We start from the raw sequence: 23,842 nt of genomic DNA, 5'->3' as shown, positions 1-23,842 counted from the left end.
TTTTAGTCGTCGCCGGCGGCGACGCCGAGGTCATCGCTCTTCCCGACCCACGCGCCCCGCGTGAAGTCGACCGCGTCGTTCCACTTCGCGACGATCGTGGTGACCGCCAGATCGCCGCTGATGTTGGTCATCGTCCGCAGCCGATCCAGGATCGGGTCGACGCCGGCGACGAACCCGACGACTTCGAGCGGCAGTCCGAGCTGCGTCAACACGAGCGTCAACATGATGAGCCCGGTCCCCGGCACGCCCGCCGCCCCGACGCTCGCCAGCACCGCCACGAGGACGACGGTCACCTGTTCGGCGATGGACAGTTGTACGCCGACGAGATTCGCGGCGAAGACCGCGGCCACGCCCTGGTAGAGGGCGGTGCCGTCCATGTTGATCGTCGCGCCAAGCGGCAACGAGAAGCTGTAGACCCCTTCGTCGATGTGGAAGTTGTCCTCGGCGTTCGCCATCGTCACCGGAAGCGTCCCGCTCGACGAGCGGATCGACAGCGCGGTGATCAGCGCGTCGCGTCCCCCGGCGAGAAAGGCTGTTGGCGACTGTCCGGCGAGCAGCCGCACGATGACCCCGAGGTGGACGACCGCGATGTGCGCGGCGACGGCGATCGCTAGTGTGGCGATAAGCAGGGCGAACGGGACGATCGCGTCGACGCCGGCTTCGCCGAACACCGCCGCCATCAACGCGAACACGCCGATCACGCCGTACTCCATCACGCCCCAGACGACCTTGAACATCGCCTCTGCGCCCGCCTCAGCCAAGTTGTAGAACGATTCGACGCCCTCGCGGATGTCGGCCGAGTCGGTGGACTGCTCGACGAGCGCCAGCGCGAGTCCGAACACGATGACGAAGAAGATCGTCGGGAGAATGTCCCCGGCCGCCATCGCGCCGATCGGGTTCTCGGGAACGATCCCGAGGAGCACCTCGACGATGTCGGGCGCCTCTGCGGTCTGTGCTTCCGCGTCGCCCAGTTCGAGGTTGGCTCCCGGATCGATGAGGTTCGCGACTAGCAGTCCGAACCCGACCGCCGCGGCCGAGGTGAGCGCGTACAACCCGACCACCTGCCCGCCGATCTTCCCGAGGTTGCTCGGCGAGAGCCGCCGCGCCCCCATCAGCAGCGTGAACACGACGATCGGGACGATCAGCATGCTCAGCAGGTTCACGAACAGGTCGCCGAGCGGCTGGAGCACCGTCGCCGGCTGCCCCACGACGAGCCCGAACACCGAACCGAGCACGAACGCCAGTCCGATGCGATACACGATCGGTACCTCGCGGTACCGCCGCCAGGACTGCATCAGCGCGTTTGCCATACGGCGAGCGTGTTTCCGGAGGACCCACAAGTAAATATTGCCAGACCCGCAGGCTCGCCGGGACCTGTGACACGAGGCGGCGGGAGTCAGGAGTCAGAGCCTTGGCGGTCCGGATGAGGCCGTCGCTCGGGGGGCGCGGAGAGAGAGAATCGCTCGGCGCCGGTCGGCTCGCCGAGGTCCGCCTCGTTAGCGGGCCGCGGCGGCGACGCGCTCGCGCTCCTCCTTCTGCGAGATGGAGTAGGAGCGGTCGGCGTCGTAGTCGGCAGCGGTCGTAAGCTCGTTGGCGAGCGCCTCGGCGGCGGCGGTGCTCGACTTGTACGTCGCGCTGGCGACGCCGTCAGAGATGAACAGCAGCGCTTGGTCGACGCGGCGCTGGGGCGCGACGTCGACCGCCTTGGGGACGGAGATGCCGCCGTACTTCAGGCGGACGGTCTCTTCCCGCGGCGCGGCGTTCTCGACCGCGCGAACGAGGACCTGCACCGGGTTCTCCTCGGTCCGTTCGTGGACGATGTCGAAGGCGTCGCGGACGATCCGCGTCGCCTGCTGCTTCTTGCCCGTGTTCTCGTCGGTCTGCATCAGGCGGTTGATCAGCCGCTCGACCAGGGAGATCTCGGACTTCTTGAACTGCTTCGACGCGTGGCGCCCCATCGTGTGGGCGATGGGCGTCACGGTCATGTAGCGTTTCGTCGAGGGGTCCTCGTAGGCGATCTCGGTGACGTCCCAGACGCCGAACAGCTTGGCGTTCTCGTTGGCGGCCTCGCTGGACGCGGGCGCGTCCGGATCCGGTTCGTCGGCGGCGACGTCCTCGTCGGACGGCGCCTCGGTCTCCTCGCCGCTCATCTGACGGGCTTCTCCGCGTTTCCGCGAACCAGTTCGATCATGGAGACGCCGTTGACCTTCTCGACTTTGTAGTTGACACCGGAGAGGTCGCCCATCGCGCGACCCTTAGCCCCGCCGATCCCGGCGATCGTGACCTCGTCGTGCTCGTCGATGAACGAGATGGCGCCGTCACCGGGACAGAACGCGGTGACCTGCTTCCCGTTCTTGATGAGCTGGACGCGGACGCACTTTCGGATCGCCGAGTTCGGCTGCTTTGCTTCGATTCCGACCTTCTCCAGGACGATCCCGCGAGCCTGCGGGGCGCCCTCGAGGGGGTCGGACTTCTTCTTGAGCCCGCGCTCTCGCCGAGCGTACTCGGAGTCGGACCAGCGGCGCTTCTGCCGGTCCTGTTTGAGCTTACGGGCCGCGTATTTGCCGTTCGCCATCGTACGTCTACTTCCGAACGGAGCTACTTAAGCGTCGTCTTTCGACGCGGCGAAACGCCCTCAGATCGCCCGAGCGGTACCTCTCGTCCGTTCTGAGAGTGTTTCTCTCCACGAGCGGATTCGAAACGACCGCCGCTCGTCTCCGCTGAGACGGTAAGCCGTCGCGAGCGCCCGTCGTTCGCCGCCGACCGCGAGTCGCCGTCGCCGCCGGTCGTCATCACTCGCTCGTCGCCTCGCGGGCGTCGGCGACCCAGTCGGGTTCGGGGATCTCCGCCCCGGGATCGCGGTAGTCGATGTCGATGTCGACGGTCGCTTCTCCCCCGTCGTGTCCGCCGGCCCACGACTGTTCCAGCCGCGGGACGACGCCGGCTTCGTACACGTGCGCCGTCGCGGACGCGGTCTCGACGGTCTCGGGGATGTTCCGGTCGCCGTCGAACTCGTCGGCGGTGAACCGGGCGGTCGTCTCGCCGCGGACTTCGCCCGCCCCGTCGCTCGCCATGTTCCAGCGGTTCAGTCCCTCGTACTGCGTCTCGCCGGTCTCCGTCTCCCCCTCGACGCGGATCCCCGTCAGCGCCTCCTGTCGCATCGCCTCTTCGAGGTCGCCCTCCGAGCGGTCCACCGACTGGCGGTCGTACTGCGTCTCGCCGTCGGTCTGCCGCCGGAACAGCAGTTCGTCGCCGGCGATGTACAGCTCCGTGACGTCCGGCTCTTCCGTCTCCGTCAGCTCCTGTCTCACGTACTGGCGACCGTTCTCGAGGTCGTAGCCCGATTCGTACACCTGCGACGGGAGCCACGGCGTCGGATCCGCGTCGCCGTCGTGACTCGTCTCGGCCGTCGAGAACAGGGTGAAGCCGCCCGCGTCGACGAACGCGTCGACGTGGGACTCGGCGAGCGCGTCGAGCGCGAGCGCGTCGCCGTCGCGCCAGTTCGCGTCGGTGAACGGGCGGTCGGACCCGTCGTCGGTCGGGTTGCCGGACCCGTCACCCTCGTCGTCGGAACAGCCGGCGCTCCCGACCGCGACTGCGGTCCCGAGGCTCGCGAGGAGGCGTCTGCGGTTCATGGGTCACAAAACGGAGCCGCGGTCAAAAGCGCGCGGATCCCCGGATACGGAACGTACGTTCGCGGACGGCTAGACGCGGGATCGCGACCTACGTCAGCTGCACGTCGTCGATGTCGTGGTGGCGCTTCGCCAGCGTCCGTGCCGTCTCGATGTTGGTCCCGTCGGCGCCGATGGCGACGCCGCGGTCCGGCTCCGGCACCTCGACGTACGCGACGCGGTCGTTCTGCTCGGAGATGGTCACGGCGTTGACCGCCGCGGGCGCGAGCGCGCTCGAGACGAACGCCTCCGGCGTGTCCGCGTCCTCCACCAGCTCGACCGACTTGCCCAGCCGCCGCTCCGCCTCCTCGACGGTCTCGCCCGCCTGTCCGATCGCGGCGGCCATCTCGCCGGCCGGCACGAGGAACACGAGCCGGTCGCCCTCCACGAGGCAGTCCTTCGGCGCGACCCCGGTCAGCTCGTCGAACCGACCGATGTAGCGCCGCGCCTCGTCGGAGAGCTCGACGTACATCAGTCGTCGCCCACGACGCGCGACCCCATCCGGAGGTCGACGTCGCCGGTGCCGAGCGAGATCGGCTTGCCGGCGATGACGTTCTCGATGACGCCGTCGAGCTCGTCGTACTCGCCGTGGATCGCGGCGTCGAGCAGGTGGTTGACCGTCACCTCGAACGCCGCGCGCGCGAGCACGGAGTCCTTCGATCCCGAGATGCCGTGGCGGCCGATCGAGTCGATCTCGCCGTTGGTCGTCATCATGTCCGCCACGAGCATCAGGTGGCGGACGTTCACGTCGTCGAGCCCCTGCTCTTCGAGCGTGTTCTTCGTCTCGTCGATGATCGTCTCGCGGGCCGCCTCGACGCCGAGGTTGCGGTAGATCTCGTGGATGTTGTTACACGTCGTGCGCGAGGCGTCGACGCCCTCGATGTCGAGGGTGTCGCCGAACGCCGACCCCTCGGTGTAGAGGACGAACTCCTCGTCGCCGTCGATCTCCTCTTTCCGGATGACGACGCGCTCGATCTCTTCGATCCCTTTGAACACTATCTCCCGGAGCCGCTCGACGAGCTGGAGCAGCTCGCGGTAGCTCGGCTCTCCGGGGCCGAACTCGATGACGGTGCCCGACTGCCGGGTGTCGACGCCGAGCGAGTCCTCGATCGTCTCGGCGATGATCTCGGCGACCTCCGAGGGATCGGAGTGGGTCGGCCACCGCTCGAGCAGGGTGTCGTCGTTCAGGTCGATCCGCACCAGCATGTCGGCGACGTTCGTCGACACGTCGCCGAGCGCGAGGATGCGCGTCGCCTCGATGGACCAGACGACCTCGTGGGCCTTCTCGCGGTCCGTCGCGTACTCGCCCTCGAGGTGGACGGTCATCATCGGCGTGTCCGGCGTCTTCCGGGCGTCCACCAGCTCGATGAGCCGGGGGAGCCCCTGCGTGACGTCGATCTCCGCGACGCCGGCGTAGTGGAACGTGTTCATCGTCATCTGCGTTCCGGGCTCGCCGATCGACTGCGCGGAGACGGTGCCGACGGGGTCGAGCGGGTCCACGCGCGTCTCGACGTAGCGGTTCTCGACGCCCGTCGCGACCTCGGTGGCCTGCTCGACCGTGATCTCGCCGGTCTCTTCGCCCTTCTTCTCGAGCGCCTCGTACACCTCGTCTTTGAGGCGGCTGGGCAGCTCGGTCGCCTCCACGACCGCCTCCATGTCGTCGGTGACGTGGTCGTACTCAGTCATCCGACTCCACCCCCGAGGCCTTGTTCAGGCCGGGTCCGGCGTGCTCCGACAGGTTCGTCGGCGGCGTGCGCTCGCCGAGGAACCGCTCCTTCTCGTCGTCGGAGTCGAACTCGGAGTCGACGACGCGGTCGACGATGTCGTCCACGTCGATGCCGTCGCCCTCGCCGGAGGACACCTTCACCGGCGAGGTGCCGTCCTCGCCGAACTCGAACTGGACGATCCGGCCCGAGGTGTCTCGGACCGTGCCGTCGTACTGCGCCTCCAGCTCGGAGAGCGCGTTGATGAGGCGGCGCTGCAGGTAGCCGGACTTGGAGGTCCGGACCGCCGTGTCGACCAGCCCCTCGCGGCCCCCCATCGCGTGGAAGAAGAACTCCTCGGGCGTGAGCCCGCCGCGGTAGGAGTTCTCGACGAAGCCGTGCGCCTCCGCAGAGAGGTCGTTCTCCTTGTAGTGAGAGAGCGTCCGGTCCTCGTAGCCGCGGTTGATCCGCTCGCCGCGGACCGCCTGCTGGCCGACGGAGCCGGCCATCTGCGTCAGGTTCAGCATCGAGCCACGCGCGCCGGAGCGGGCCATCACGACCGCCGGGTTGTCGTCGCCGAAGTGCTGGTCGGCGATCTCCCCGGCCGAGTCGCGGGCCTTTCCGAGCGTCTGCATGATCTTCATCTCCAGGGTCTCGTCGACGCCGCGGCCCGGCAGCGACTCCAGCTCGCCGGCCTCGTACGTCGCGATCAGCTCCTGGACGCGGTCGTACGCGCTCTCGATCGCGTCGTCGACCTGCTCTTCGGCCTCCGGCGGGATCGACTCGTCGTCGATCCCGATCGAGAAGCCGAAGTGCATGATCGCGCGCATCGCGAGCGACGCGATCTCGTTGATGAACACGCGCGAGCGCGTCTCGCCGTACTCCTTGGTGAGGGTGTCGACGACTTCGCCGCCGAAGGCGCCGACCGCGTCCTCGTCGATCGTCCCCTCGACCAGCTGGCCGTTCTCGATGACGACGTCGTCGCCGGTCGACGACGAGAAGTGCAGCGTGAGGTCGTCGGGCAGCAGCTCGGAGAACAGCGTCCGGCCGGTCCAGTAGTCGCGGCCGTCGTCGTCGACGCCGTCGGCCTCGGGGAGCTCGTCCACTCGCGTCGCCCGGAGCAGGTCGAGCGCCTGCGTCTCGGTGAACTCGGGGTTCGAGTGCGTGAGCAGGTACGTCCCGGAGATGTGGTCCTGGATCGCGCCGATGATGTTCCCGCCGAACCGCGGCGAGAGGATCTGTTCTTGCACGCGCATGAGGACGCGCGCCTCGGCGCGGGCCTCCTCGTTCTGGAGCGCGTGCATGTTCATCTCGTCGCCGTCGAAGTCGGCGTTGTACGGCGGACAGACGACGGTGTTGAGCCGGAACGTCTTGTACGGCATCACCACGACCTCGTGGGCCATGATGGACATCCGGTGCAGCGAGGGCTGCCGGTTGAAGATCACGATGTCGCCGTCGACGAGGTGCCGGTTGACCTCCCAGTCGGCCTCCACCTTCTCGGCGAGCTCCTCGCAGTTCTTCTCGGTCACCTTCAGGCGACGCCCGTCAGGTCGTCGGACGTAGTTCGCGCCGGGGTGCGCCTCCGGGCCGTTCCGGACGTACTGGCGCGCCTCCTCGACGTTGCGCTCGGTGACGTTGAGCGTCTGCGTCATCTCCTTGGCGACGCGGTCCGGCACGCCGACCTCGTTCAGCGAGAGGGTCGGGTCCGGCGAGATGACGGTCCGAGCGGAGAAGTTGACGCGCTTCCCGGACAGCGAGCCGCGGAAGCGGCCCTCCTTCCCCTTCAGCCGCTGGCTGAGCGTCTTGAGGGGGCGGCCGGAGCGGTGTCGCGCCGGCGGGGTCCCGCTGATCTCGTTGTCGACGAACGTGGTGACGTGGTACTGGAGCAGCTCCCAGAGGTCCTCGATGATCAGCTGCGGGGCGCCCGCCTCGCGGTTCTCCATGAACCGCTGGTTGATCCGGATGATGTCGACCAGCTTGTGCGTGAGGTCGTCCTCGGAGCGCTGGCCGTTATCGAGCGTGATGGAGGGGCGCGTGGTCACCGGCGGGACGGGGAGGACCGTCAGGATCATCCACTCCGGTCGGGAGTCCTCCGCGTCGATGCCGAGGACCTCTAAGTCCTCGTTCGGGATGTCCTCGAACCAGTCGCGGATGTCCGAGGGCATCAGCTTGTTCATGTCCTCCTCGGTGAGGTCGACGTCGAGCGCCTTCTCGATGGACCGGCGGTCCTCCTTGCGCGGGCGGAACTCGCCGGCCATGATATCGTTGATCCGGTCTAAGGCGATGTCGGTCTTCTCGGCGAGCTCCTGCGGGGAGGTCCCCGGGTCGTCCTCCTCCTCGTCGGGCTGCATCGCGGCCGCGATCCGCTCGGAGTAGTCGCCCGAGAGCACGTCCTGCACCTCGTAGTAGGTGGTCGGCTTCTCGTGTTTGATGTCCGCCTGCGGCTCGCCGCAGAACGGGCACGTCGACGCCTTCCGGGCCTGCCGGACGGCGGCCTTCAGCACGTCGTGCTCGTCGTCGCCGAGCTCCTTCGCCCGCTCGTAGCGGTCGCGGAACTCGTCGCGCTGCGCCTCGTCCAGGGCGAGTCGGCCGCACTCGCGGCACGTCGAGCGGAGCAGGCGCCGGATGAGCTTCGTGAAGCCCACGTGGATGACGGGCGCGGCCAGCTCGATGTGGCCGAAGTGACCGTTACAGGAGCCGGAGTGGGAGCCGCAGGTCCGGCACTCCAGGCCGGGGTCGATGACGCCGAGCCGCGGGTCCATCAGCCCCATGTCGATCGGGTAGCCGTCGTCGTCGTACGTGTCGGCCGTGATCACCTTCGTCGCCGACATGTCCCGGTACGTTTCCGGGTCCATGAGGCCGAAGTCGATGCCGCCGAGCACTTTCGGTGTTTGCATTGACATTTAAATAGCGTCCTCCAGTTCGAGCTTCGGTCGGATTCCCAGGGCGATCATCTCGTCGAGCAGGAGCTTGAACGCGTAGCTCACTTCGAGCTCGTGGATGTCGTCCTCGTCGCCCGTGACCGGGTCGTACACCCGGCGCTGTTCGCGGTCCTCGACGGCGACGAGCCCCGTCTCCGCGGAGACGTGGACCGTCTCGGCGTCGGACGACTCTAACAGCCGCTCGTTGAGCACCATCGACGCGCCGTGGCCGATGATCGTGTCGCGCTCCATCTCACCGACGCGCAGGCCGCCCTCGCGGGCGCGCCCCTCGGTCGGCTGGCGCGTGAGCACCTGGACCGGCCCGCGCGAGCGAGCGTGGAGCTTGTTCGACACCATGTGGTACAGCTTGTGGTAGAAGATCGTCCCGACGAAGATCTCCGCGTCGATCTTCTCGCCGGTGACGCCGGAGTACATGACCTCCTTGCCGGAGGACTTGAATCCGTGTTCCTCGAGCCCCTCGCGGAGCTCCTCCTCGTCTTCGCCCTGGAACGGCGTGCCGTCGACCCGCGAGCCGCGGAGCGAACCGACCTTGCCGCCGAGCATCTCCAGCACGTGGCCGACCGTCATCCGGGACGGCAGGGCGTGCGGGTTCATCACGAGGTCGGGGACGACCCCCTCCTCGGTGAACGGCATGTCCTCCTGCGGAGCGAGGTGGCCGACGACGCCCTTCTGGCCGTGGCGGGACGCGAACTTGTCGCCCAGCTCGGGGACGCGCTGGTCGCGAACCTTCACCTTCGAGAGCTTGGAGCCGTCCTCGCCCTCCATCAGCGTCACGGTGTCGACGACCCCCGACTCGCCCGAGCGCATCGTGACCGAGGTCTCCCGGCGCTTCTGCGGGGAGAGCCCGCCCATGTCGTCGGGCTCCTCCAGGAAGCGCGGCGGGCTGGTCTTGCCCAGGAGTACCGAGGACTCGTCCACCTTCGTCTCGGGGTTGACCAGGCCGTCCTCGTCGAGGTGGGTGTACGCCTCCTCGCCGCGCGCGCCGCGGACGTCCTGGTCGGGGATCTCGAAGCGGTCCTCTTGACCGCCGGGGTACCGGCGCTCCTCGCCCTCGTAGGTCCGGAAGAAGTGCGAGCGGGTGAGCGCGCGGTCGACGGAGCCCTGGTTCATCACCAGCGCGTCCTCGATGTTGAACCCCTCGTAGGACATCACGGCGACGACGAAGTTCTGCGCCGCCGGCCGCTTGTCGAAGCTGATCTGGTCGGACGTCTGCGTCTTCACCATCGCCAGCTGCGGGTAGTGCAGCAGGTGCTGACGCGTGTCAGGCCGGATCCGGTAGTTGGCGGAGGGAAGCCCGAGCGACTGCTTCATCATCCCCGCGCCCATCGTGATGCGCGGGCTCGCGTTGTGCTCGGGGTACGGGATCATCCCCGCGCCGATACCGAACACGAGCTGCGGGTCGATCTCGAGGTGCGTGTGGTCCTCGGTCACGTCCTCCTCGTCGACGGCGACGAGGATGTCCTCCTCCTCCTCGGCGTCGATGAACTCGACGTAGCCGCGGTCGATGAGGTCCTCGAACTCGATGTCGCCGCGCTCGAGCGCCTCGATCTCCTCGTCGCCGAGCAGCGGCTCGCCGTTCTCGACGACGATCAGCGGCCGGCGGGCCCGCCCCGCGTCCGCGTTGACGATCACTTCTTGGGTCCGGTCCCTGACCGAGACGTTCACCATGTCGGAGACATCGCCACGGCGGCGCGCCTCGCGGATCTGTTCGGCGAGGGCCTCGGGGTCCGGATGGGTCCCGACGAGGCTCCCGTTGACGTACACCTTCGCTTCGCGTTCTGCCTGAGCCATATTAGTCGTCCGCCGTCTGTCGTTCGACGCCCTCGATGCCGGGGATCCCCTCGACACCCATCGACGCCAGTTCTCGTTTCAGCCCCTGTTCGTCCTCGACCGTCTGCGACAGCTCCATCGACTGCGCGAAGTTCTTCACGAGCCCGCAGTTCGGCCCCTCCGGCGTCTCGGAGGGACAGATGCGACCCCACTGGGTCGCGTGGAGGTCCCGCGCCTCGAAGTGCGGCTGCGACCGCGACAGCGGCGAGCGCAGGCGCCGCAGGTGCGAGAGCACGCCCATGTAGTCCGTCCGGTCGACGAGCTGGGAGACGCCCGAGCGACCGCCCACCCAGTTCCCGGTCGCGATCGGGTGTTCGAGCCGCTCGGTCAGCACGTCCGAGCGAACGACCGTGTTGACCGTGAGCTGCCGGTTCCGCATGTTCGCGCGCTCCAGCTGGTACTTCACGTCGCGCGCCAGCTTGTTCAGGGCGGTCCGGAACAGGTCGCGCATCAGGTCGCCGGAGACCTTCAGGCGCTTGTTGGCGTAGTGGTCCTTGTCGTCGGACTCGCGGCGGTTCAAGGCGAGCTCGAAACACGCCTCGGCCATCCGGCAGAGGTAGTACGCCTTGTTGATCCGGACGTCCTCCTCCTCGACGCCCTCCTCGTGGAGGTGCGGCAGGAGGTAGCGGTCGATGACGTAGTTCGCCCGCTTGAGCTGGTAGTTCTTCCCCTGGCCGGAGGCGACGCGCTCGCCGAGGGTCTCGATGGCCTCCTCGGTCGTCTGCACCTCCGCCTCCTCCAAGTTCTCCAGCATGAACTTCACGATCTCGGGGTCGTCCGAGACGCGGTGGACGATCTCCTCGTCCGACTCCAGTCCGAGCGCGCGGACGAGGGTCACGAAGTCGATCGAGCCCGAGACGGACGGGAACGACACTTCGAGCAGCCCCTCGCGGTTGCGCTCGCACAGCACCAGCGCGCGGTAGCCGCGGCGCTGGGAGAACGTCTTCGCGACCTGGATCTCGTCGCCGTACTTCGAGTCGTACTCCGCGAGGATCTTGTTCGGCGCGAGGTCTTCCGAGGTCATCAGCACGCGCTCGGAGCCGTTGACGATGAAGTAACCGCCGGGGTCGACGGGGTCCTCGCCGATGTCGATGAGCTCCTCGTCCGAGAAGCCGGCCATGTTACACTTGTCCGAGCCGACCATGATCGGCATCCGGCCGACCTTCGTCTCGGTGGTGTCGACGACCTGTTCGGGCTCGTCTTCGCCGCCGCGAACGATGGACATCTCCATGAAGACGGGCGCCGAGTAGGTGATGTTCCGCAGGCGGGCCTCCTGCGGGTACAGCAGCTCCTCCGAGCCGTCGGCCTCGCGAACGCGCGGGGTGACCATCCGCACGTCGCCGAGTTCGACGTAGACGGGCTCTTGGCCCTCCTTGTCGCCGATGTCGGTCTCGATCGTCTCCTTCTCGTCGACGACTTCCTGCATGCCGCGGTCGAGGAAGTTGTTGAACGATCGGAAGTGGTGTTCGGCCAGCCGTTCGTCGGAGAAGTACTCGCGTGAAACCACGCGTCGGTCTTGCCTGTTCATGAGACAACTAATCGGTACACGACCGCTTCCTCCGTCGTGCGGGAGTTTCGAACGATCTTCACCACGTCGCCGACCTCGGCCTCGTCGGGGATCGCGGGATCCGTGCGTTTGATCTTCGGTAGGTTCGTCCGTTTCACGTCGTACTCCGCCAGGACTTCGTCGACCTCGTCGTCGTCGAGGAGGACGTGGTCCGGGACGAGTTCGTGTTGGCTTACGTCTACCATGGGTGGTGGTTATTGAAAGAAGCTATCACGAGATACTACAGATCGCTATATGCGCCAGCGGCATAAGACTTGCCAACCGGCTCCGCCGCGCGCGGCTCACGACGACGGGGGCGTGCGATACTCACACCCATGCGGGTATTATACAAAAGGCTACCGCCGCGAGCGGCGACGCGGCCGGCCGTCTCGCCCTGTCACCCGTCCCCATCGTCGCCGGCGATGACAAGCCTTATTTGCCAGACAGGGGTACGAATGACTGCGACAAGCCCGGATGGTGTAGTGGCCCATCATACGACCCTGTCACGGTCGTGACGCGGGTTCAAATCCCGCTCCGGGCGTCCCCCGTTTCGGGGCTTTGTCGCTGTTTGCCCGGATGGTGTAGTGGCCCATCATACGACCCTGTCACGGTCGTGACGCGGGTTCAAATCCCGCTCCGGGCGTATTCTGTCGCCGCCAATCGACGAGCGCAGCGAGTCGATACCGGCGGCGACGAATCGTTTCGCAGGGAGTTGAATCTGAGGACGAGCGAACGGAGTGAACGAAGTCCTCCGGGTTCAACTCCCGCTCCGGGCGTTTTCTCCGAACAATACGGCGAGCGTAGCGAGCCGTTCGTCGAAATCGATCGCTGCGGGTGTGAATCAGAGAGTGACGCGAGCGAAACGAGTGGAACGATTGTGGTTCAACCCCCGTTCCGGGCGTTTCTGTCGACGCTAACCGACGAGCGAAGCCGCCTGATCGGCGCGTCCGTCGGCGTCCCGGATCGCCGGTCGGTGCCGCCTATAGGTCGAGCAACTCCCGCAGGTCCGCCACTAACGACTCCGTCTTCGCGTCCGGCTCCTCGTCGTCGGTGACCGGCGTTCGACCGTCGTACGTCTCGTGAACCATCGAGACCCCCTCGGCGAGGGTGTCGAGCCCGTAGCCGCCCTCCAGCACGTAGGCCTCGACGGCGTCGGCGTCGTCGGCGACCGACCGGACTCGGTCGGTCATCATCGCGTACCCCTCCGAGGAGACGCGCATCCGCGAGATCGGGTCGTGGCGGTGCGCGTCGAACCCCGCGGAGACGATCAGCAGATCGGGGTCGAACCGGTCGATCGCCGGCCCGATCGCCTCGTCGATGGCGTAGCGGTAGTCGGCGTCGCCGGCGCCGGCCGCGAGCGGGAGGTTCACCGTGGTCCCTTCCCCGTCGTCGCGGCCGGTCTCCTCGAGGTCGCCGGTGTCCGGGTAGAGCCCGTCTTCGTGGATCGACGAGTAGAGCACGTCGCCACGGTCGTAGAACACGTCCTGGGTGCCGTTCCCGTGATGGACGTCCCAGTCGAAGATCGCGACCCGGTCTGCGGCGCCCTCGTCGAGGACCGTCTGGGCCGCGACGGCGGCGTTGTTGAAGAAGCAGAACCCCATCGCGTCGTCGGGGACCGCGTGGTGGCCCGGGGGGCGGCCGAGCGCGAACGGGGTGTCCCGGCCGTCGGCCCCGTCGAGCGCCGATCGGGCGGCCCACTGCGCGAGGCCGGCCGCGGTGAGCGCGGCGTCCCACGTCCCCTCGCTCGCGACAGTGTCCGGGTCCCAGCTTCCGCCCCCGTCGTCGACGAACGCCTCGAACTCGTCTACATACTCCGCGTCGTGGACGGCGACGACCTCCTCGCGGGTCGCCGGGTCCGCCTCGGCGTACTCGACGCCGTGCCGCTTGGCGAGGCCGCGGCGGATCGCGCGCAGTCGGTCCGGATTCTCCGGATGCCGCTCCCCCGTGTCGTGCGCGAGACACCGCTCGCTGTAGCCAAACTGCATCTACTCGAACAGCGCGAAGTACGTTTCGATGTCCTCGGCCTGTACGGTCCGTCGGTCGGCGTGTCGCGCGAGCGTCGCGGCGGCGCTCGCGACGTTGTCCGCGTAGTCCTCCAAGATGTCGGCCAACGCGATCCGCGCGTCGACGCCGACCCGGTATCGGTCGTCGATCCGGAGCCGCGCGATCCGGTCGATGGGGGCGACGGGCAGGGTGAGATCCTCTCGGGCGATCACCTGTTCGACGCCGAAATCCGACGCCATCAGCGTCTTCCGTCCGTCCTCGGTTGCCCGCTCGGCCGCGTCGATCGCCAGCTCCGCACCGTGCGATTGGATGCGGCGCGCCAGCTCCTCGGCGGCGTCGGCGCTGACGCGGAGCTCCCCGGCGTTCCGCCGGATGATCCCGTCGACCGGCGCGAACGGCAACTCGACACTCATACACACAGTCGCGTCCGTGTACCGTATAACGCTTTCCGTTACCGGCGTCTCCGCGCCCGAGCGCTGGCGTCGCGGCTACTCGTCGCGTCGCTGTTCGGCGCCCTCGAAACCGGAGTCAGTCGGGACGGAGCGGCCCGCGACGGTCAGAACACGTCGTCCGCGTGGATCGTCCCGTCGCGCTCCGCGCCCCGTACGGTGATCTCCTCGCCGAGCCGGAGGCTCGCGTCGGTCTCGACGCTCTTCGTCCGCTGGCCGTCGTCCAACACGACGGGGTCGCCGGTCTGCACGACGGTCCCCGTGAACTCGACCTCCTCCGTGGTCGCAGTCGCGGTCGCCGTGCCGCCGGATCCGGCGCTCTCCTCCCCGCCGGCCCCGCCGGAGACGGCCTCGGTCGCCGCCTTCTGTCCGTCCTCAGTGAAGGCGCCGAGTCCGGTGTCGCTCGCGGCGCGGTCGCTGTTTCCGGAACCGTCGCCGGACCCGGACGCGTCGGTCTCCGCGTTGCCCGCCGCCTCCGCCCCCTCGTCGAGAACGGTGACCGTCGAGCGCCAGTTCGCGGACGCCTCCAAGTCGTCCTGCCAGCCGTCTTGGATCTCCACATCGGTGAAGACGACGCGGTCCGCCAGGTCGATCTCGCGGTCGGCCTTGTCGCCCCACAGCGCGACGCGGATCTCGCCGGTCTCGTCTTTGATCCGGACGTTCCGCACCTGCCCCTCGCTGCCGTCGTCGCGGTCGAACGTGCGCTTCGGGTCCGTCTCGATGACGCCCCCGCCGACGTCGACCGTCTCGCCGATCTCCAGGTCGGCGATGTCGGTCGTCTCGGGGACGTACTCGACGTCCTCGTCGACGCGCTCGACGGTTCCGCGGTCGCCGACGTGGAGCTCCAAGTCACCGTCGCGCTCGCGGACGTAGCCGTCGCCGACCTCGACGACCTCGCCGGCCTCGAACTCGTCCGCGAGGTCGGCCTTGTCGTCCCACAGCGTGACGCGCACGCGGCCCGTCTCGTCGCCGACGGTGAGGTTGGCCACGCGCCCCTCGCTGCCGTCGTCGCGGTCGAACGTCCGGACCGAGTCGGTGTCGAGCACCTGCCCGACGAGGTCGACGTCGGAGGCGCCGAGCGAGAGGTCCTCGACGCGGTAGGTGTCGAGCACCTGCACGTCGACCTCGGCGTCCTCGTCCGGCTCGACCTTGTCGGCGCTCACTTCGAGGCCGCTGTACCCCTCCTTCGGGCGGCCCATGACGCGGAGCACCTGACCGACCTCCAGCTGCTCGACGGCCGCCGCGGCCATCTCGTCCCAGAGGGCGACCCGCACGGAGCCGGAGGCGTCCGCGACGTCGACGTTGCAGACGCGCCCCTCCTCGGCGTCCTCGTCGTCGCGCTCGAAGGTCCGGACCTCGCCGATGGAGGTCACCTTCCCGAGGAACTTCACGTCGTTCATCCCCGGCTCGATGTCGGCGATCGTGTCGGCCTCCTCGTCGCGGAGCTCGTGGGCGATCAGCATCGCGGCCGTCTCCTCGTCGGCGAGCCCGCCCATCTGCTCGACCTTGTCCTCGACGGCCGCCTCGAACTCCTCGAACTCGACGTCGGTGTCGAGGTCCTCGTAGACGTCCTCTATCACTCCCATACGCGTACCTCCTCGGTTGTCGAGTCCGCGGATAAGCGTTGTCCTTGCCGGGGTCTCACGGCCGAACCCACGCCCGCTTCTGGTCCGCGCCGGGGCGTCGTCGCCCGTCGGGTCCGCGGCGTCGCCGTCGCGGATCGGAGTTCCGTCATATGGGCTCATCGGTCCCCTCGATACAAAAGATGTGCAATCCGTCCACGGCCGTCTCTCCCGACCGCGCCGCATGCGACCCTCCGCCACGCGGCCTACGGACCGTAACCGTCTTAAGTTCTACCGCGGTACGTTTGATTGAGTCCTGGTAGGGTAGTGGACTATCCTCTTGGCTTGCGGAGCCAGGGACCGGAGTTCAAATCTCCGTCAGGACGTTACAATTCCTCCGCCTTACGGCGGTTTTCTCTGTCTCCGACCAATGGAAACAGAGTATGACGAAAGCCAAGAAAACAGGTTCGGGTGAATCATCCCCGAGCCGTCACGGGATTTCAGTTATCACTGAGCCAACGGCAGAAGAGCTTGCAGAACGACAGATTTCGGACTATCGCGCTCATCGAGAGAAGTTCATCAAGTGGGTACTAAACCTCGGGAAAGACCCCGACGAGCGACCGGATAATTGCGACTGTACTCCGCTGATGGAAGAGCTTCCCTGTTGGGCGTGTTACAGGGATGGATTCGCGGAGCCGAATCCCACACTTGGGGTGAGTAATTGAAATCCGGACAGATTATTATCTCTCAACAAAATTGTGAGGATGATGGACTCTGTTGGAGTAGTTATTCCTGCTTATCATCCCGACGCCACGATACTTACAGACTACATCGAAACCCTTCATGAACGACTCTCTCCTGCTGCTATCCGTGTGGAACTTGACGATTCGGCCTCCTACGTTAATACCGCGCTGACTGACCAACCACCAACAGTGACAGTTAACGCCGTTGATGCCCGCCGCGGGAAGGGTGCAGCCATCACCGATGGTTTCGAAGCGCTCGTTGCTGACGACGCTATTGACACGCTTGTTTTCGTTGACGCCGACGGGAGTACGCCCGCCGAATCTGTGCTTGATGTTCTCGACCCAATTCTCAAAGCAAATGCTGACCTTTCCGTCGGGTCGCGCCGTCACCCTAACGCGACGGTATCCTCCCACCAGACGATGGTACGCCGTCGACTCGGTGATGGCTTTGCATGGCTGGCCCGTCGCCTCCTTGATGTGTCGCTGTACGATTATCAGTGCGGCGCGAAAGCGTTAACCAGCGAGGCTTGGCGCGAGGTAGGGTCCCACCTCTACGAGCCTGGATTTGCCTGGGATATTGAGCTCATCAGTATTGCTGACGCCCTTGACTATCGAGTGGTTGAGGTACCAGTGATGTGGGAAGACCGACCGGGGTCGACAGTGTCACCTGTAGAGACCACAGTTCGTCTCGCACGTAGTCTCATTACATCCCGACATCGCTCCCGTGTCCTGCAGGATGAGCCTATCCATAGCCTGATAAATCGTGTTTGGTCGCACCCGAGAGCTCTCGTAGAAAAAGAACATATCGCCAGTGGATATGACGCCGATGAACAATGAGCGACGATACAAGCATCACCGGTCAACTGGCGCACGGCGGGCGAATCGGCCGATTCGTCTCCATCGGGGCCGTTGGCTTCTGTTTCGATGTGGCCACCGCGACGGCACTTTCAGAGCTCGGTATATTTCCCGAACTCGCGGCTCTCATCGGTATTGAGGTCGCCGTTGTCGTCATGTTTCTCCTGAACGATAATATAACTTTTGCTACAGAAGGATTGGCTGGCATCGCCCCGACTCTCCGTCGCCTACTGAAGTCCAACTTCGTTCGTATGGGAGGTATTACAGTCCAACTTCTCGTCTTCTCGGGGTTTTACCGTGGTATTGACGTGACATTCATGCTCGCTAGTGTTGATGCATGGTTCATAGTCTCGAAGGCCGCAGGTATCGGTGTCGGTATGGTTGTGAACTACGTCGCAGAGAGTCTTTTTACTTGGCGCATCACAAAAACCGGCAACTGAAACCCACACCTCAACATACCGCATCTGACAGGTATTCAAAGTCAAACCTGTCTTAGTCACGTAACGACTCGTACTATCTATTATCCAATATGAACAAGTGAGATTCGTATATTATACTAACACCATCATTACAAGCCAGACAACGGCTTTAATACCCAAGATTAAATTCGTCTGTATATAATGTTCCGAGAGCTTGAGGAAGTGTTCGCTAAGTGGGGTGCAGGTCTTTTGATATTAGGCATTCTCCTGTCGATCCTCTACGTATTCACAGAGATGCTACAGGGGATTATTCTAGGGGAGTCACTTTATTTGCTCTTTGCTCTTGGCGGAGTGCTATTCGCTACAAGCTTCAGTCTGTTTCGTGGTCACTCAAATGGGCTTGAAATGCGTGTGCACAAACTCGCCAGCAAAGACCTGTCTGTAAGCCTAAAAAAAACGCTCATGACGATTACGTGGGCGCTGCTTATTTCACTGCCATTCGGTGTTTTGGGTTTGAAACTCACCGGCATAGCCGATGGAACAAATTTCTATGACTTCGGAGCATATTATAATGCTGCCGAACGACTAATTAATGGTTATCCTCTCTACGACTGGACCACCGAATATTCTGGAGTCACTTCCCTCCCAAACTCACCTGACCGCTACCTGTACTCTCCCCTTATTTCATTCTTGTTTGTTCCATTTGCCTTTCTACCATTTAATACAGCTGCGCTCGCTTGGTCGGTAGTCTCAATCACGGTATATCTCGCTGGCATCACCGTGTTAGTCAACACACTCACAGACTCACTTTCTCGGCAGAAGTGGATGATGATTTACACCGCCTCCTTGGGATTTGGTCCATTTGTAATCACGTTTATTTCCGGACAGGTAACTGGCATCCTCACTGGTATCCTGTGTTGTGCAGGTGCTGGATATCACAAACAAGAACGTGAAAATATATCGTCAAGCATCTTAACAACGATTGCTGCCTTTTTCAAGATGTACTATGCACCTGCTGGTGCTCCTCTCCTCCGAAATTATCGCCGTCTTTTGACTGCCGCTGTAACCGGTCTAACCATAATCCTCACAGGTGTGTTCATCTTTGATGTCCAGACAACTATTGAATATATTAATGTCCTCGCAGGGGGGAAAGGATGGGGGTCTGCTATTGACCCCCCAATCAGATGGAATATCAACGACTTCCACCCTTTCTACTATCTAGATGTTATCGGGTATATTGTCCGTGCCTTGCTCCTCGCAACAATTGCTACGGTTGCGTATCGGAGTCGTAATTACGAGTTTGAATACGTTGACCTCTATATATACTCATTTGGTATACTTGGGGTGGTGCTTGGAGCTCCCGTATTTGCTACCAGCGGTCTCACAGTTACAACACCGGTTATCCTGTTTCTCTTGGTAACAACAGTTCACGACCGACCGGGAGTATTTGTCAGCACGCTTGGCGCTACAATTCTAATTCACGCTCACCCATATACAAACGAATTTTTATCAAGCATTCTATTACCAGTAATTGGGGCAGAGACGCTTGCGAGCCTGATTGTTCCAGTTATACAACCTGCGGTTTGGGGAGTCTTTATGTTATTTGTTTGCGTGACTTACGAATATACTCTACAACTATCGGACACAACTTAACGCACGAATGCTTGCTTCCCAGTCTCAATTCATATTAACGATGTAATCAAGAGCCAGTCATCTCTTGAAGAATCAAGCGGCAAGATATTTGTGAAGGTACTATGTATCGCTCTGCATTATAACCGTAAGTGTCTGAATACCGGAGTGTGTCAGTAGTGTCACGACAGTTTTCGAGAGACACCTATCCACTCTCGATATCCACTATCCTCAGACCCAATCAGCCAATACCTGTGACAGTTGTGACCCCCACCGGTACTCTGGTGGATGCCGTCTCGTCCGAGGTTTATTGTGTACCGAGTAGACCACTAATCAGTAAAGGGGTGTGGTCGGACAATCAGTAGGTGCGTGTCTTCCTCCGCCAAGGATGTACCCCCAACTTCGACAAGGGGTACACTCGGTCTTGGGTCAGGGGGCCAAACTCATGGAATCGACGTTGTCGGTCACACCATCGATGCGGGTGTTTATAAGCCAAGGACACATACAATCGCAGTACGGAGACAGAGAAACCCGCTATACGGAGGAACGACGGGTTGTTGCTGGAAGTGGAAGACCACTTCAGGAGAAGGCTTGCGGAGCCAGGGACCGGAGTTCAAATCTCCGTCAGGACGCTCACTTTGCGGCTGCCTCACTTCGTTCGGCAGCCGCGGCGTTCGGTCCTGACGTGCCTCACGCTCGCTTCGCTCGCGTGAGACTCCGTCAGAACGTTTTCGGACACACGCACGGCTCGCGGTGCTCGCCGTTTGGTGTGTCCGAAAACGTCGCGGAGATTTGAGCAGGAAAGTCGCAGCGGCCGAGCGAAGCGAGACCTTCGGTCTCGCAGGCAGCCGGCGCGAAGCGCCGGCGACGAAGCGAGGCCGACGGTCTTTCCGAGTTCAAATCTCCGTCAGGACGCTCACTTTGCGGCTGTCTCACCTCGTTCGGCAGCCGCGGCGTTCGGTCCTGACGTGCCTCACGCTCGCCCGTTCGGGGCTCCGCCGCTCGGTCGCCGAGCCCCAACGTTGAAGAAACCGGACGAGGTGCAACGCGACATGGAGCGCACGCGGCGAGCGATTCTCGGGACGCTCGGAACGAGTGTGCTCGGGGTACTCGGCGGCTGTTCTCTCAGAGAGAGGTTCGGAGACCCACAGACGGTGACCATCGAGGTCGGCGGCGACTTCGACGCCGAACGAACGATCGAACTCGAAGTGCTCCCGGCCGCGGTGGAGTCGGGACTCTCGGAGAACGTAGTGTTCCAGCAGACCATCTCCGTCGGCCCGTCCGGTCCGGAGGAGGCCCTGTCGGTGATCGAGGACGCCTTCGAGTCCGCACGGGCGCTGATTCGCGTGCACGTCTTGGGACTCGGCCTCATCGGTGAGTACACGTTCGTCCCGGACTGTCCGCCGGGCGCCACCTACGGCGAGGTGCTCTACGTCACTCTGCAGTCGGTCTTCGACGTGACCTTCCGACAGAACCGGTGTCAGTGAGGCGGGAGCCGCGCTCGCGACGACGCCGACCGTGGCCCGCGTCGCCGATCAGTCGTGCGGGTGGAACCGGTTCATCGCCTTCCTGACGGCGTCCGTGTCGCCGATAAAGGTGACGTGGTCGCCGTACTCCAGCACGCTGTCCGCCGACGGCACGTGGTTCTCGCCGTTGCGGCTGACGACGGCGACGAACGTCCCGTCGGGGATCTGCGCGTTGAGGTCGCGGATGCTCTTGCCGGTGAGATCCTCCGAGGTCACCTCGACCTCCTGCACGTCGTGGCTGTCTCCGAGCTCGCTCATCCAGTGGGTGATCGCCGGCCGCTCGATCTCGTCGTCGATGGCCACCGCGGTCGCCGTCGGCGAGTCGATCGCCTTCACGCCGATACTGTCGAAGGCGTCGACGTTGTCCGGCTCGTTCACCCGCGAGTACACCGATTCCACGTCGAACTTCGTGATCGCCAGCTGGCACGCGAGGAGGTTGATGTCGTCGTCACCGGTCACTGTGATCACCCGCTTGGCGTCCTCGATCCCGGCGCCGCGCAGCGTCTCCGTGTCGCTGCCGTCGCCCTCGTACACGGTGAACCCGTCCGAGCGCGCTCCTTCGGCCTCTTCGTCGTCTATCTCGACGATGACGACGTACTCTCCCCGCCGCTCCAGCCGTGTGGCGAGCGCCCGGCCGACCCGACCGCCGCCGATGATTATCGTGCGCATTGGTGACACTCCGAGGAAGTCGCCGATCTGCCGCGCGAGCCCGGCCTCGATCGCGACCGTCGCGAAGATGACGGCGAACACCGTCCCGACCAGCAGCTGGCCCTGCGCCACGTTCCCCGCGAGCTCCAGCTCGATGGCGAACAGGGTGGCCACGCTCGCCGGGATGATCCCGCGCGGACCGACACCGGCGATGAACAGCCGCTCCGGCCACGTGAACCGCTCGACGCCGGCGGTGGCGATGATCGCCCCGAGCGGTCGGAGCACGAGCATGATCACGAGCACGAGCCCGACGGCTCCGACGCCGAGCGCCGCGATCGCTTGGACGTCGATCAGCGCGGCCAGCGAGATGAACACGAACGAGAGGACGACGAGCGTCGTGTTCTCCGCGAACCGCTCTATCTCCTCTCTGTGAGCGATGTCGAGGTTGCCGAGGAGGATCCCGCTCGTCGCCGCCGCCGCGATCCCCGCCTCGGCGGCGACGGCCTCGGCGGCCGCGAACGCCCCGACCGCCGCCGCCAACACGAGGAACTGCGACGCCTGCACGTCGCGGTCGGGGACGAACTCGCTGTCCAGCAGCAAGTAGATGATCGCCGTCGCGAGCACTCCGGCGGCCACGCCGACGCCGAGCCGCTCGACGAACGAGAAGAGGGTCGCCGGAACGCCGAGGTCGTCGAGCAGCAGCGTCTCGAAGATCACCACGGCGACGATCGCGGCCGTCACGTCGTTGACGATCCCCTCGGTCTCTAACGCCGTCGCGACGTGGTCCCTGACGCGGACGACGTTGAGTATCGGCGTGATCACGGTCGGCCCCGTCGCCACGAGCAGCGCCCCGATGAGCAGCGCGATCTCCCAGTCGGCGCCTTCGAAGAACCGAACCGCGGCCGCCGTTCCGAGGAACATCACGAGCGCGCTGACCGTCACGAGCCGGAGCGACACCGTGGACGCGCCGCGGATACGCTCGATCCGCAGGGCGAACGCGCCCTCGAAGACGATGATCGCGACGCTGATCCCGACGATGATCTCCAACCCGTTCCCGAACGTCTCGAGGGTCACGAGCCCCAACACCTCCGGCCCCAGCACCACCCCGATGAGGAGGTAGAAAATGACGCTCGGCACCTTCAGTCGGTGGGCGACCAGTTGGACGACGAGCCCCGACACAAGAATCGCCGCGATGACCGGCAACAGGCTGGACACGTCTACCACGTGTACGGTCGCCGGCATCCTTAGTGTATTGGTGATCCGAGGCGGAATCGTCCGCCGATGTCATCCCATTTATTATACTCAATAGTCATATTTCACCGGCGTCGAATCACGCCATTGATCCCCACACTCGGGCAACTATTAATTCGGTTCCCCCTCTGCGTGAGTACACGTCCGAGCGGATCTCCCGCCGGGCGCCCCCACCATGACCGTCCGCGACCCCATTCCGACGTTCGCCCCCCTTCGGAGCGTCGGGAAGCGGGTCCGCGGGTCGGTCGTCGCTCGTCTCGACGCCGTCGCCGCGTGACCCCGACGCGGGGACGGTCGGCCCCCGCCCGTCGAGGCGCGTGCCGTCTTCTTTCCCCGTCCCCCGACGCTCTGGTCGTTTCGACCGTTAGACCCGGTAGCTCAAGCGGCAGAGCCTCGGGGTGAGGAATCGACTCCCTCCCGGGTCCGTATGGCAGCCCCACCCTGCCACCGCGCGACCGACGTCGCGCTCCGGGTGGCGGTCCCCCGCGACGCCGCGGGCGACCTCCACGCCGGCGTCCGATCGAAGCTCGAGGGTCGCGACGGCGTCGACGTCGAACGCGTCGACGTGGTCGACCTCCGCCCCCGCCTCAACGACCTCACGGTCGACGTCGACGCCTCGGTCCGGCTCGCGCCGGACGTCGGGGTCGCCGACCTCACCGACGTCGTCGGGGTCTCGGAGGCCCGCTCGCGAGAGCGAGCGGCGACCGACCGCGACCGATGACCGGTCCGCGGGCGACGACCTCCCGCGGGCGACGACCGCTCCCGGACGCCGACCGGACCGCGACGCACTCGACACGGTCCCCGACCGACGCACAGCACCAGACCGCGGCGCGAGGCCCTCGCGCCACCCGCCCCCATCCAACCATGAGACGAGACCGATCCCGCTCCAGACGCACCGTACACCCCGACCAGTACGCGGGTCCCGACCCGTCAGCCCCCCTGCCCTCGCCGCGCGTGATGGCCGCCTTCGCGGCGCTGCCCGTCGCGGTCGTCGCGGTCGCCTCCTTCCCGGTCGCGACCGCGGTCGCGTCGGCCCTCTTCGTCGGCGTCGTCGCCGGCGCGGT

The 23,842-nt window shown here is 65.0% G+C and carries 19 protein-coding genes and 3 tRNA genes; 8 read left to right on the top strand and 14 right to left on the bottom strand.

Annotation, left to right across the window (positions count from 1 at the left end):
- Window positions 1-2: 2 nt before the first annotated feature.
- From DJ74_RS09835 to DJ74_RS09790, 10 genes are all read right to left on the bottom strand, one after another.
- Window positions 3-1,310 carry a dicarboxylate/amino acid:cation symporter gene (locus tag DJ74_RS09835; RefSeq protein ID WP_170938265.1) on the bottom strand — a complete coding sequence of 436 codons (1,308 nt, stop codon included), beginning with the start codon at window positions 1,308-1,310 and terminating at the stop codon, window positions 3-5.
- A gap of 186 nt (window positions 1,311-1,496) precedes the next feature.
- On the bottom strand, window positions 1,497-2,150 hold the full coding sequence (locus DJ74_RS09830; protein ID WP_094522290.1) for a 30S ribosomal protein S7: 654 nt from the start codon (window positions 2,148-2,150) through the stop codon (window positions 1,497-1,499).
- Window positions 2,147-2,575: a 30S ribosomal protein S12 gene (locus DJ74_RS09825; protein WP_004048726.1), complete on the bottom strand. Its 429-nt coding sequence runs from the start codon at window positions 2,573-2,575 to the stop codon at window positions 2,147-2,149. Before DJ74_RS09825 ends, DJ74_RS09830 begins: the two co-directional genes overlap by 4 nt.
- Window positions 2,576-2,792: 217 nt before the next feature.
- Window positions 2,793-3,635, bottom strand: a complete 843-nt coding sequence (locus DJ74_RS09820; RefSeq protein ID WP_094527134.1) for a hypothetical protein — start codon at window positions 3,633-3,635, stop codon at window positions 2,793-2,795.
- An 88-nt stretch (window positions 3,636-3,723) separates the two neighbouring features.
- Complete coding sequence (locus DJ74_RS09815; protein WP_094522288.1) at window positions 3,724-4,143, bottom strand: NusA-like transcription termination signal-binding factor; 420 nt, start codon at window positions 4,141-4,143, stop codon at window positions 3,724-3,726.
- Window positions 4,143-5,357 carry a DNA-directed RNA polymerase subunit A'' gene (gene rpoA2 / locus DJ74_RS09810; RefSeq protein ID WP_094522287.1) on the bottom strand — a complete coding sequence of 405 codons (1,215 nt, stop codon included), beginning with the start codon at window positions 5,355-5,357 and terminating at the stop codon, window positions 4,143-4,145. The genes DJ74_RS09815 and rpoA2 overlap by 1 nt, the downstream gene beginning before the upstream one ends.
- Window positions 5,350-8,271, bottom strand: coding sequence for a DNA-directed RNA polymerase subunit A' (locus tag DJ74_RS09805; protein ID WP_094522286.1), 2,922 nt, complete (start codon window positions 8,269-8,271; stop codon window positions 5,350-5,352). Before DJ74_RS09805 ends, rpoA2 begins: the two co-directional genes overlap by 8 nt.
- A gap of 6 nt (window positions 8,272-8,277) precedes the next feature.
- On the bottom strand, window positions 8,278-10,107 hold the full coding sequence (gene rpoB / locus DJ74_RS09800; protein WP_094522285.1) for a DNA-directed RNA polymerase subunit B: 1,830 nt from the start codon (window positions 10,105-10,107) through the stop codon (window positions 8,278-8,280).
- Between the two features lies 1 nt (window position 10,108).
- Window positions 10,109-11,674: a DNA-directed RNA polymerase subunit B'' gene (locus DJ74_RS09795; RefSeq protein WP_094522284.1), complete on the bottom strand. Its 1,566-nt coding sequence runs from the start codon at window positions 11,672-11,674 to the stop codon at window positions 10,109-10,111.
- A complete protein-coding gene (locus DJ74_RS09790) occupies window positions 11,671-11,898 on the bottom strand; it encodes a DNA-directed RNA polymerase subunit H (protein WP_094522283.1) in 228 nt (75 codons plus the stop codon). Before DJ74_RS09790 ends, DJ74_RS09795 begins: the two co-directional genes overlap by 4 nt.
- A gap of 262 nt (window positions 11,899-12,160) precedes the next feature.
- Between DJ74_RS09790 and DJ74_RS09785 the strand changes: the two genes are divergently transcribed.
- Both DJ74_RS09785 and DJ74_RS09780 read left to right on the top strand, forming a co-directional pair.
- Window positions 12,161-12,233, top strand: a tRNA-Asp gene (locus tag DJ74_RS09785).
- A gap of 29 nt (window positions 12,234-12,262) precedes the next feature.
- A tRNA-Asp gene (locus tag DJ74_RS09780) sits at window positions 12,263-12,335 on the top strand.
- 337 nt (window positions 12,336-12,672) lie between these two features.
- Here DJ74_RS09780 and DJ74_RS09775 read toward each other — a convergent pair.
- From DJ74_RS09775 to DJ74_RS09765, 3 genes are all read right to left on the bottom strand, one after another.
- Window positions 12,673-13,677 (bottom strand): histone deacetylase, encoded by a 1,005-nt coding sequence (locus DJ74_RS09775; RefSeq protein ID WP_094527133.1) that lies wholly within the window; start codon window positions 13,675-13,677, stop codon window positions 12,673-12,675.
- Window positions 13,678-14,109, bottom strand: a complete 432-nt coding sequence (locus tag DJ74_RS09770; protein ID WP_094522281.1) for a histone — start codon at window positions 14,107-14,109, stop codon at window positions 13,678-13,680.
- Window positions 14,110-14,252: 143 nt separating this feature from the next.
- A complete protein-coding gene (locus DJ74_RS09765; RefSeq protein ID WP_094527132.1) occupies window positions 14,253-15,731 on the bottom strand; it encodes a single-stranded DNA binding protein in 1,479 nt (492 codons plus the stop codon).
- Between the two features lie 289 nt (window positions 15,732-16,020).
- Here DJ74_RS09765 and DJ74_RS09760 point away from each other — a divergent pair.
- The 5 genes from DJ74_RS09760 (at window position 16,021) to DJ74_RS09740 (ending at window position 20,840) form a co-directional block, all read left to right on the top strand.
- Window positions 16,021-16,093: transfer RNA gene (locus DJ74_RS09760), tRNA-Arg, on the top strand.
- Between the two features lie 378 nt (window positions 16,094-16,471).
- Window positions 16,472-17,287, top strand: coding sequence for a glycosyltransferase (locus tag DJ74_RS09755; RefSeq protein ID WP_094527131.1), 816 nt, complete (start codon window positions 16,472-16,474; stop codon window positions 17,285-17,287).
- Window positions 17,284-17,745 (top strand): GtrA family protein, encoded by a 462-nt coding sequence (locus DJ74_RS09750; protein ID WP_094527130.1) that lies wholly within the window; start codon window positions 17,284-17,286, stop codon window positions 17,743-17,745. Before DJ74_RS09755 ends, DJ74_RS09750 begins: the two co-directional genes overlap by 4 nt.
- Window positions 17,746-17,925: 180 nt before the next feature.
- Window positions 17,926-19,377, top strand: coding sequence for a glycosyltransferase family 87 protein (locus DJ74_RS09745; protein ID WP_094527129.1), 1,452 nt, complete (start codon window positions 17,926-17,928; stop codon window positions 19,375-19,377).
- Window positions 19,378-20,405: 1,028 nt separating this feature from the next.
- A complete protein-coding gene (locus tag DJ74_RS09740) occupies window positions 20,406-20,840 on the top strand; it encodes a hypothetical protein (RefSeq protein WP_094527128.1) in 435 nt (144 codons plus the stop codon).
- Window positions 20,841-20,888: 48 nt separating this feature from the next.
- On the opposite strand, the gene DJ74_RS09735 is transcribed toward DJ74_RS09740, so the two are convergent.
- Window positions 20,889-22,769, bottom strand: a complete 1,881-nt coding sequence (locus DJ74_RS09735) for a cation:proton antiporter (RefSeq protein WP_170938264.1) — start codon at window positions 22,767-22,769, stop codon at window positions 20,889-20,891.
- Between the two features lie 436 nt (window positions 22,770-23,205).
- On the opposite strand from DJ74_RS09735, the gene DJ74_RS09730 reads away from it, so the two are divergent.
- Window positions 23,206-23,499: a hypothetical protein gene (locus DJ74_RS09730; protein ID WP_094522278.1), complete on the top strand. Its 294-nt coding sequence runs from the start codon at window positions 23,206-23,208 to the stop codon at window positions 23,497-23,499.
- Window positions 23,500-23,842: the final 343 nt, after the last annotated feature.

Origin of the sequence: Halorubrum sp. Ea8 (genome assembly GCF_002252925.1) — an archaeon.
GTDB lineage: Archaea > Halobacteriota > Halobacteria > Halobacteriales > Haloferacaceae > Halorubrum.
Note: the sequence above shows the minus strand (reverse complement) of the source record. Positions and strands in the feature narration are given on the sequence as shown.

What these genes read in the sequence shown, in the direction of transcription:
- DJ74_RS09730 (WP_094522278.1), top strand. Translation starts at nt 23,206, where the DNA reads ATGGCAGCCCCACCCTGCCACCGCGCGACCGACGTCGCGCTCCGGGTG.
- rpoA2 (WP_094522287.1), bottom strand. Translation starts at nt 5,357, where the DNA reads ATGACTGAGTACGACCACGTCACCGACGACATGGAGGCGGTCGTGGAG.
- DJ74_RS09825 (WP_004048726.1), bottom strand. Translation starts at nt 2,575, where the DNA reads ATGGCGAACGGCAAATACGCGGCCCGTAAGCTCAAACAGGACCGGCAG.
- DJ74_RS09775 (WP_094527133.1), bottom strand. Translation starts at nt 13,677, where the DNA reads ATGCAGTTTGGCTACAGCGAGCGGTGTCTCGCGCACGACACGGGGGAG.
- DJ74_RS09835 (WP_170938265.1), bottom strand. Translation starts at nt 1,310, where the DNA reads ATGGCAAACGCGCTGATGCAGTCCTGGCGGCGGTACCGCGAGGTACCG.
- DJ74_RS09820 (WP_094527134.1), bottom strand. Translation starts at nt 3,635, where the DNA reads ATGAACCGCAGACGCCTCCTCGCGAGCCTCGGGACCGCAGTCGCGGTC.
- rpoB (WP_094522285.1), bottom strand. Translation starts at nt 10,107, where the DNA reads ATGGCTCAGGCAGAACGCGAAGCGAAGGTGTACGTCAACGGGAGCCTC.
- DJ74_RS09745 (WP_094527129.1), top strand. Translation starts at nt 17,926, where the DNA reads ATGTTCCGAGAGCTTGAGGAAGTGTTCGCTAAGTGGGGTGCAGGTCTT.
- DJ74_RS09750 (WP_094527130.1), top strand. Translation starts at nt 17,284, where the DNA reads ATGAGCGACGATACAAGCATCACCGGTCAACTGGCGCACGGCGGGCGA.
- DJ74_RS09765 (WP_094527132.1), bottom strand. Translation starts at nt 15,731, where the DNA reads ATGGGAGTGATAGAGGACGTCTACGAGGACCTCGACACCGACGTCGAG.
- DJ74_RS09770 (WP_094522281.1), bottom strand. Translation starts at nt 14,109, where the DNA reads ATGAGTGTCGAGTTGCCGTTCGCGCCGGTCGACGGGATCATCCGGCGG.
- DJ74_RS09830 (WP_094522290.1), bottom strand. Translation starts at nt 2,150, where the DNA reads ATGAGCGGCGAGGAGACCGAGGCGCCGTCCGACGAGGACGTCGCCGCC.
- DJ74_RS09795 (WP_094522284.1), bottom strand. Translation starts at nt 11,674, where the DNA reads ATGAACAGGCAAGACCGACGCGTGGTTTCACGCGAGTACTTCTCCGAC.
- DJ74_RS09805 (WP_094522286.1), bottom strand. Translation starts at nt 8,271, where the DNA reads ATGCAAACACCGAAAGTGCTCGGCGGCATCGACTTCGGCCTCATGGAC.
- DJ74_RS09790 (WP_094522283.1), bottom strand. Translation starts at nt 11,898, where the DNA reads ATGGTAGACGTAAGCCAACACGAACTCGTCCCGGACCACGTCCTCCTC.
- DJ74_RS09740 (WP_094527128.1), top strand. Translation starts at nt 20,406, where the DNA reads ATGGAGCGCACGCGGCGAGCGATTCTCGGGACGCTCGGAACGAGTGTG.
- DJ74_RS09735 (WP_170938264.1), bottom strand. Translation starts at nt 22,769, where the DNA reads ATGCCGGCGACCGTACACGTGGTAGACGTGTCCAGCCTGTTGCCGGTC.
- DJ74_RS09755 (WP_094527131.1), top strand. Translation starts at nt 16,472, where the DNA reads ATGATGGACTCTGTTGGAGTAGTTATTCCTGCTTATCATCCCGACGCC.
- DJ74_RS09815 (WP_094522288.1), bottom strand. Translation starts at nt 4,143, where the DNA reads ATGTACGTCGAGCTCTCCGACGAGGCGCGGCGCTACATCGGTCGGTTC.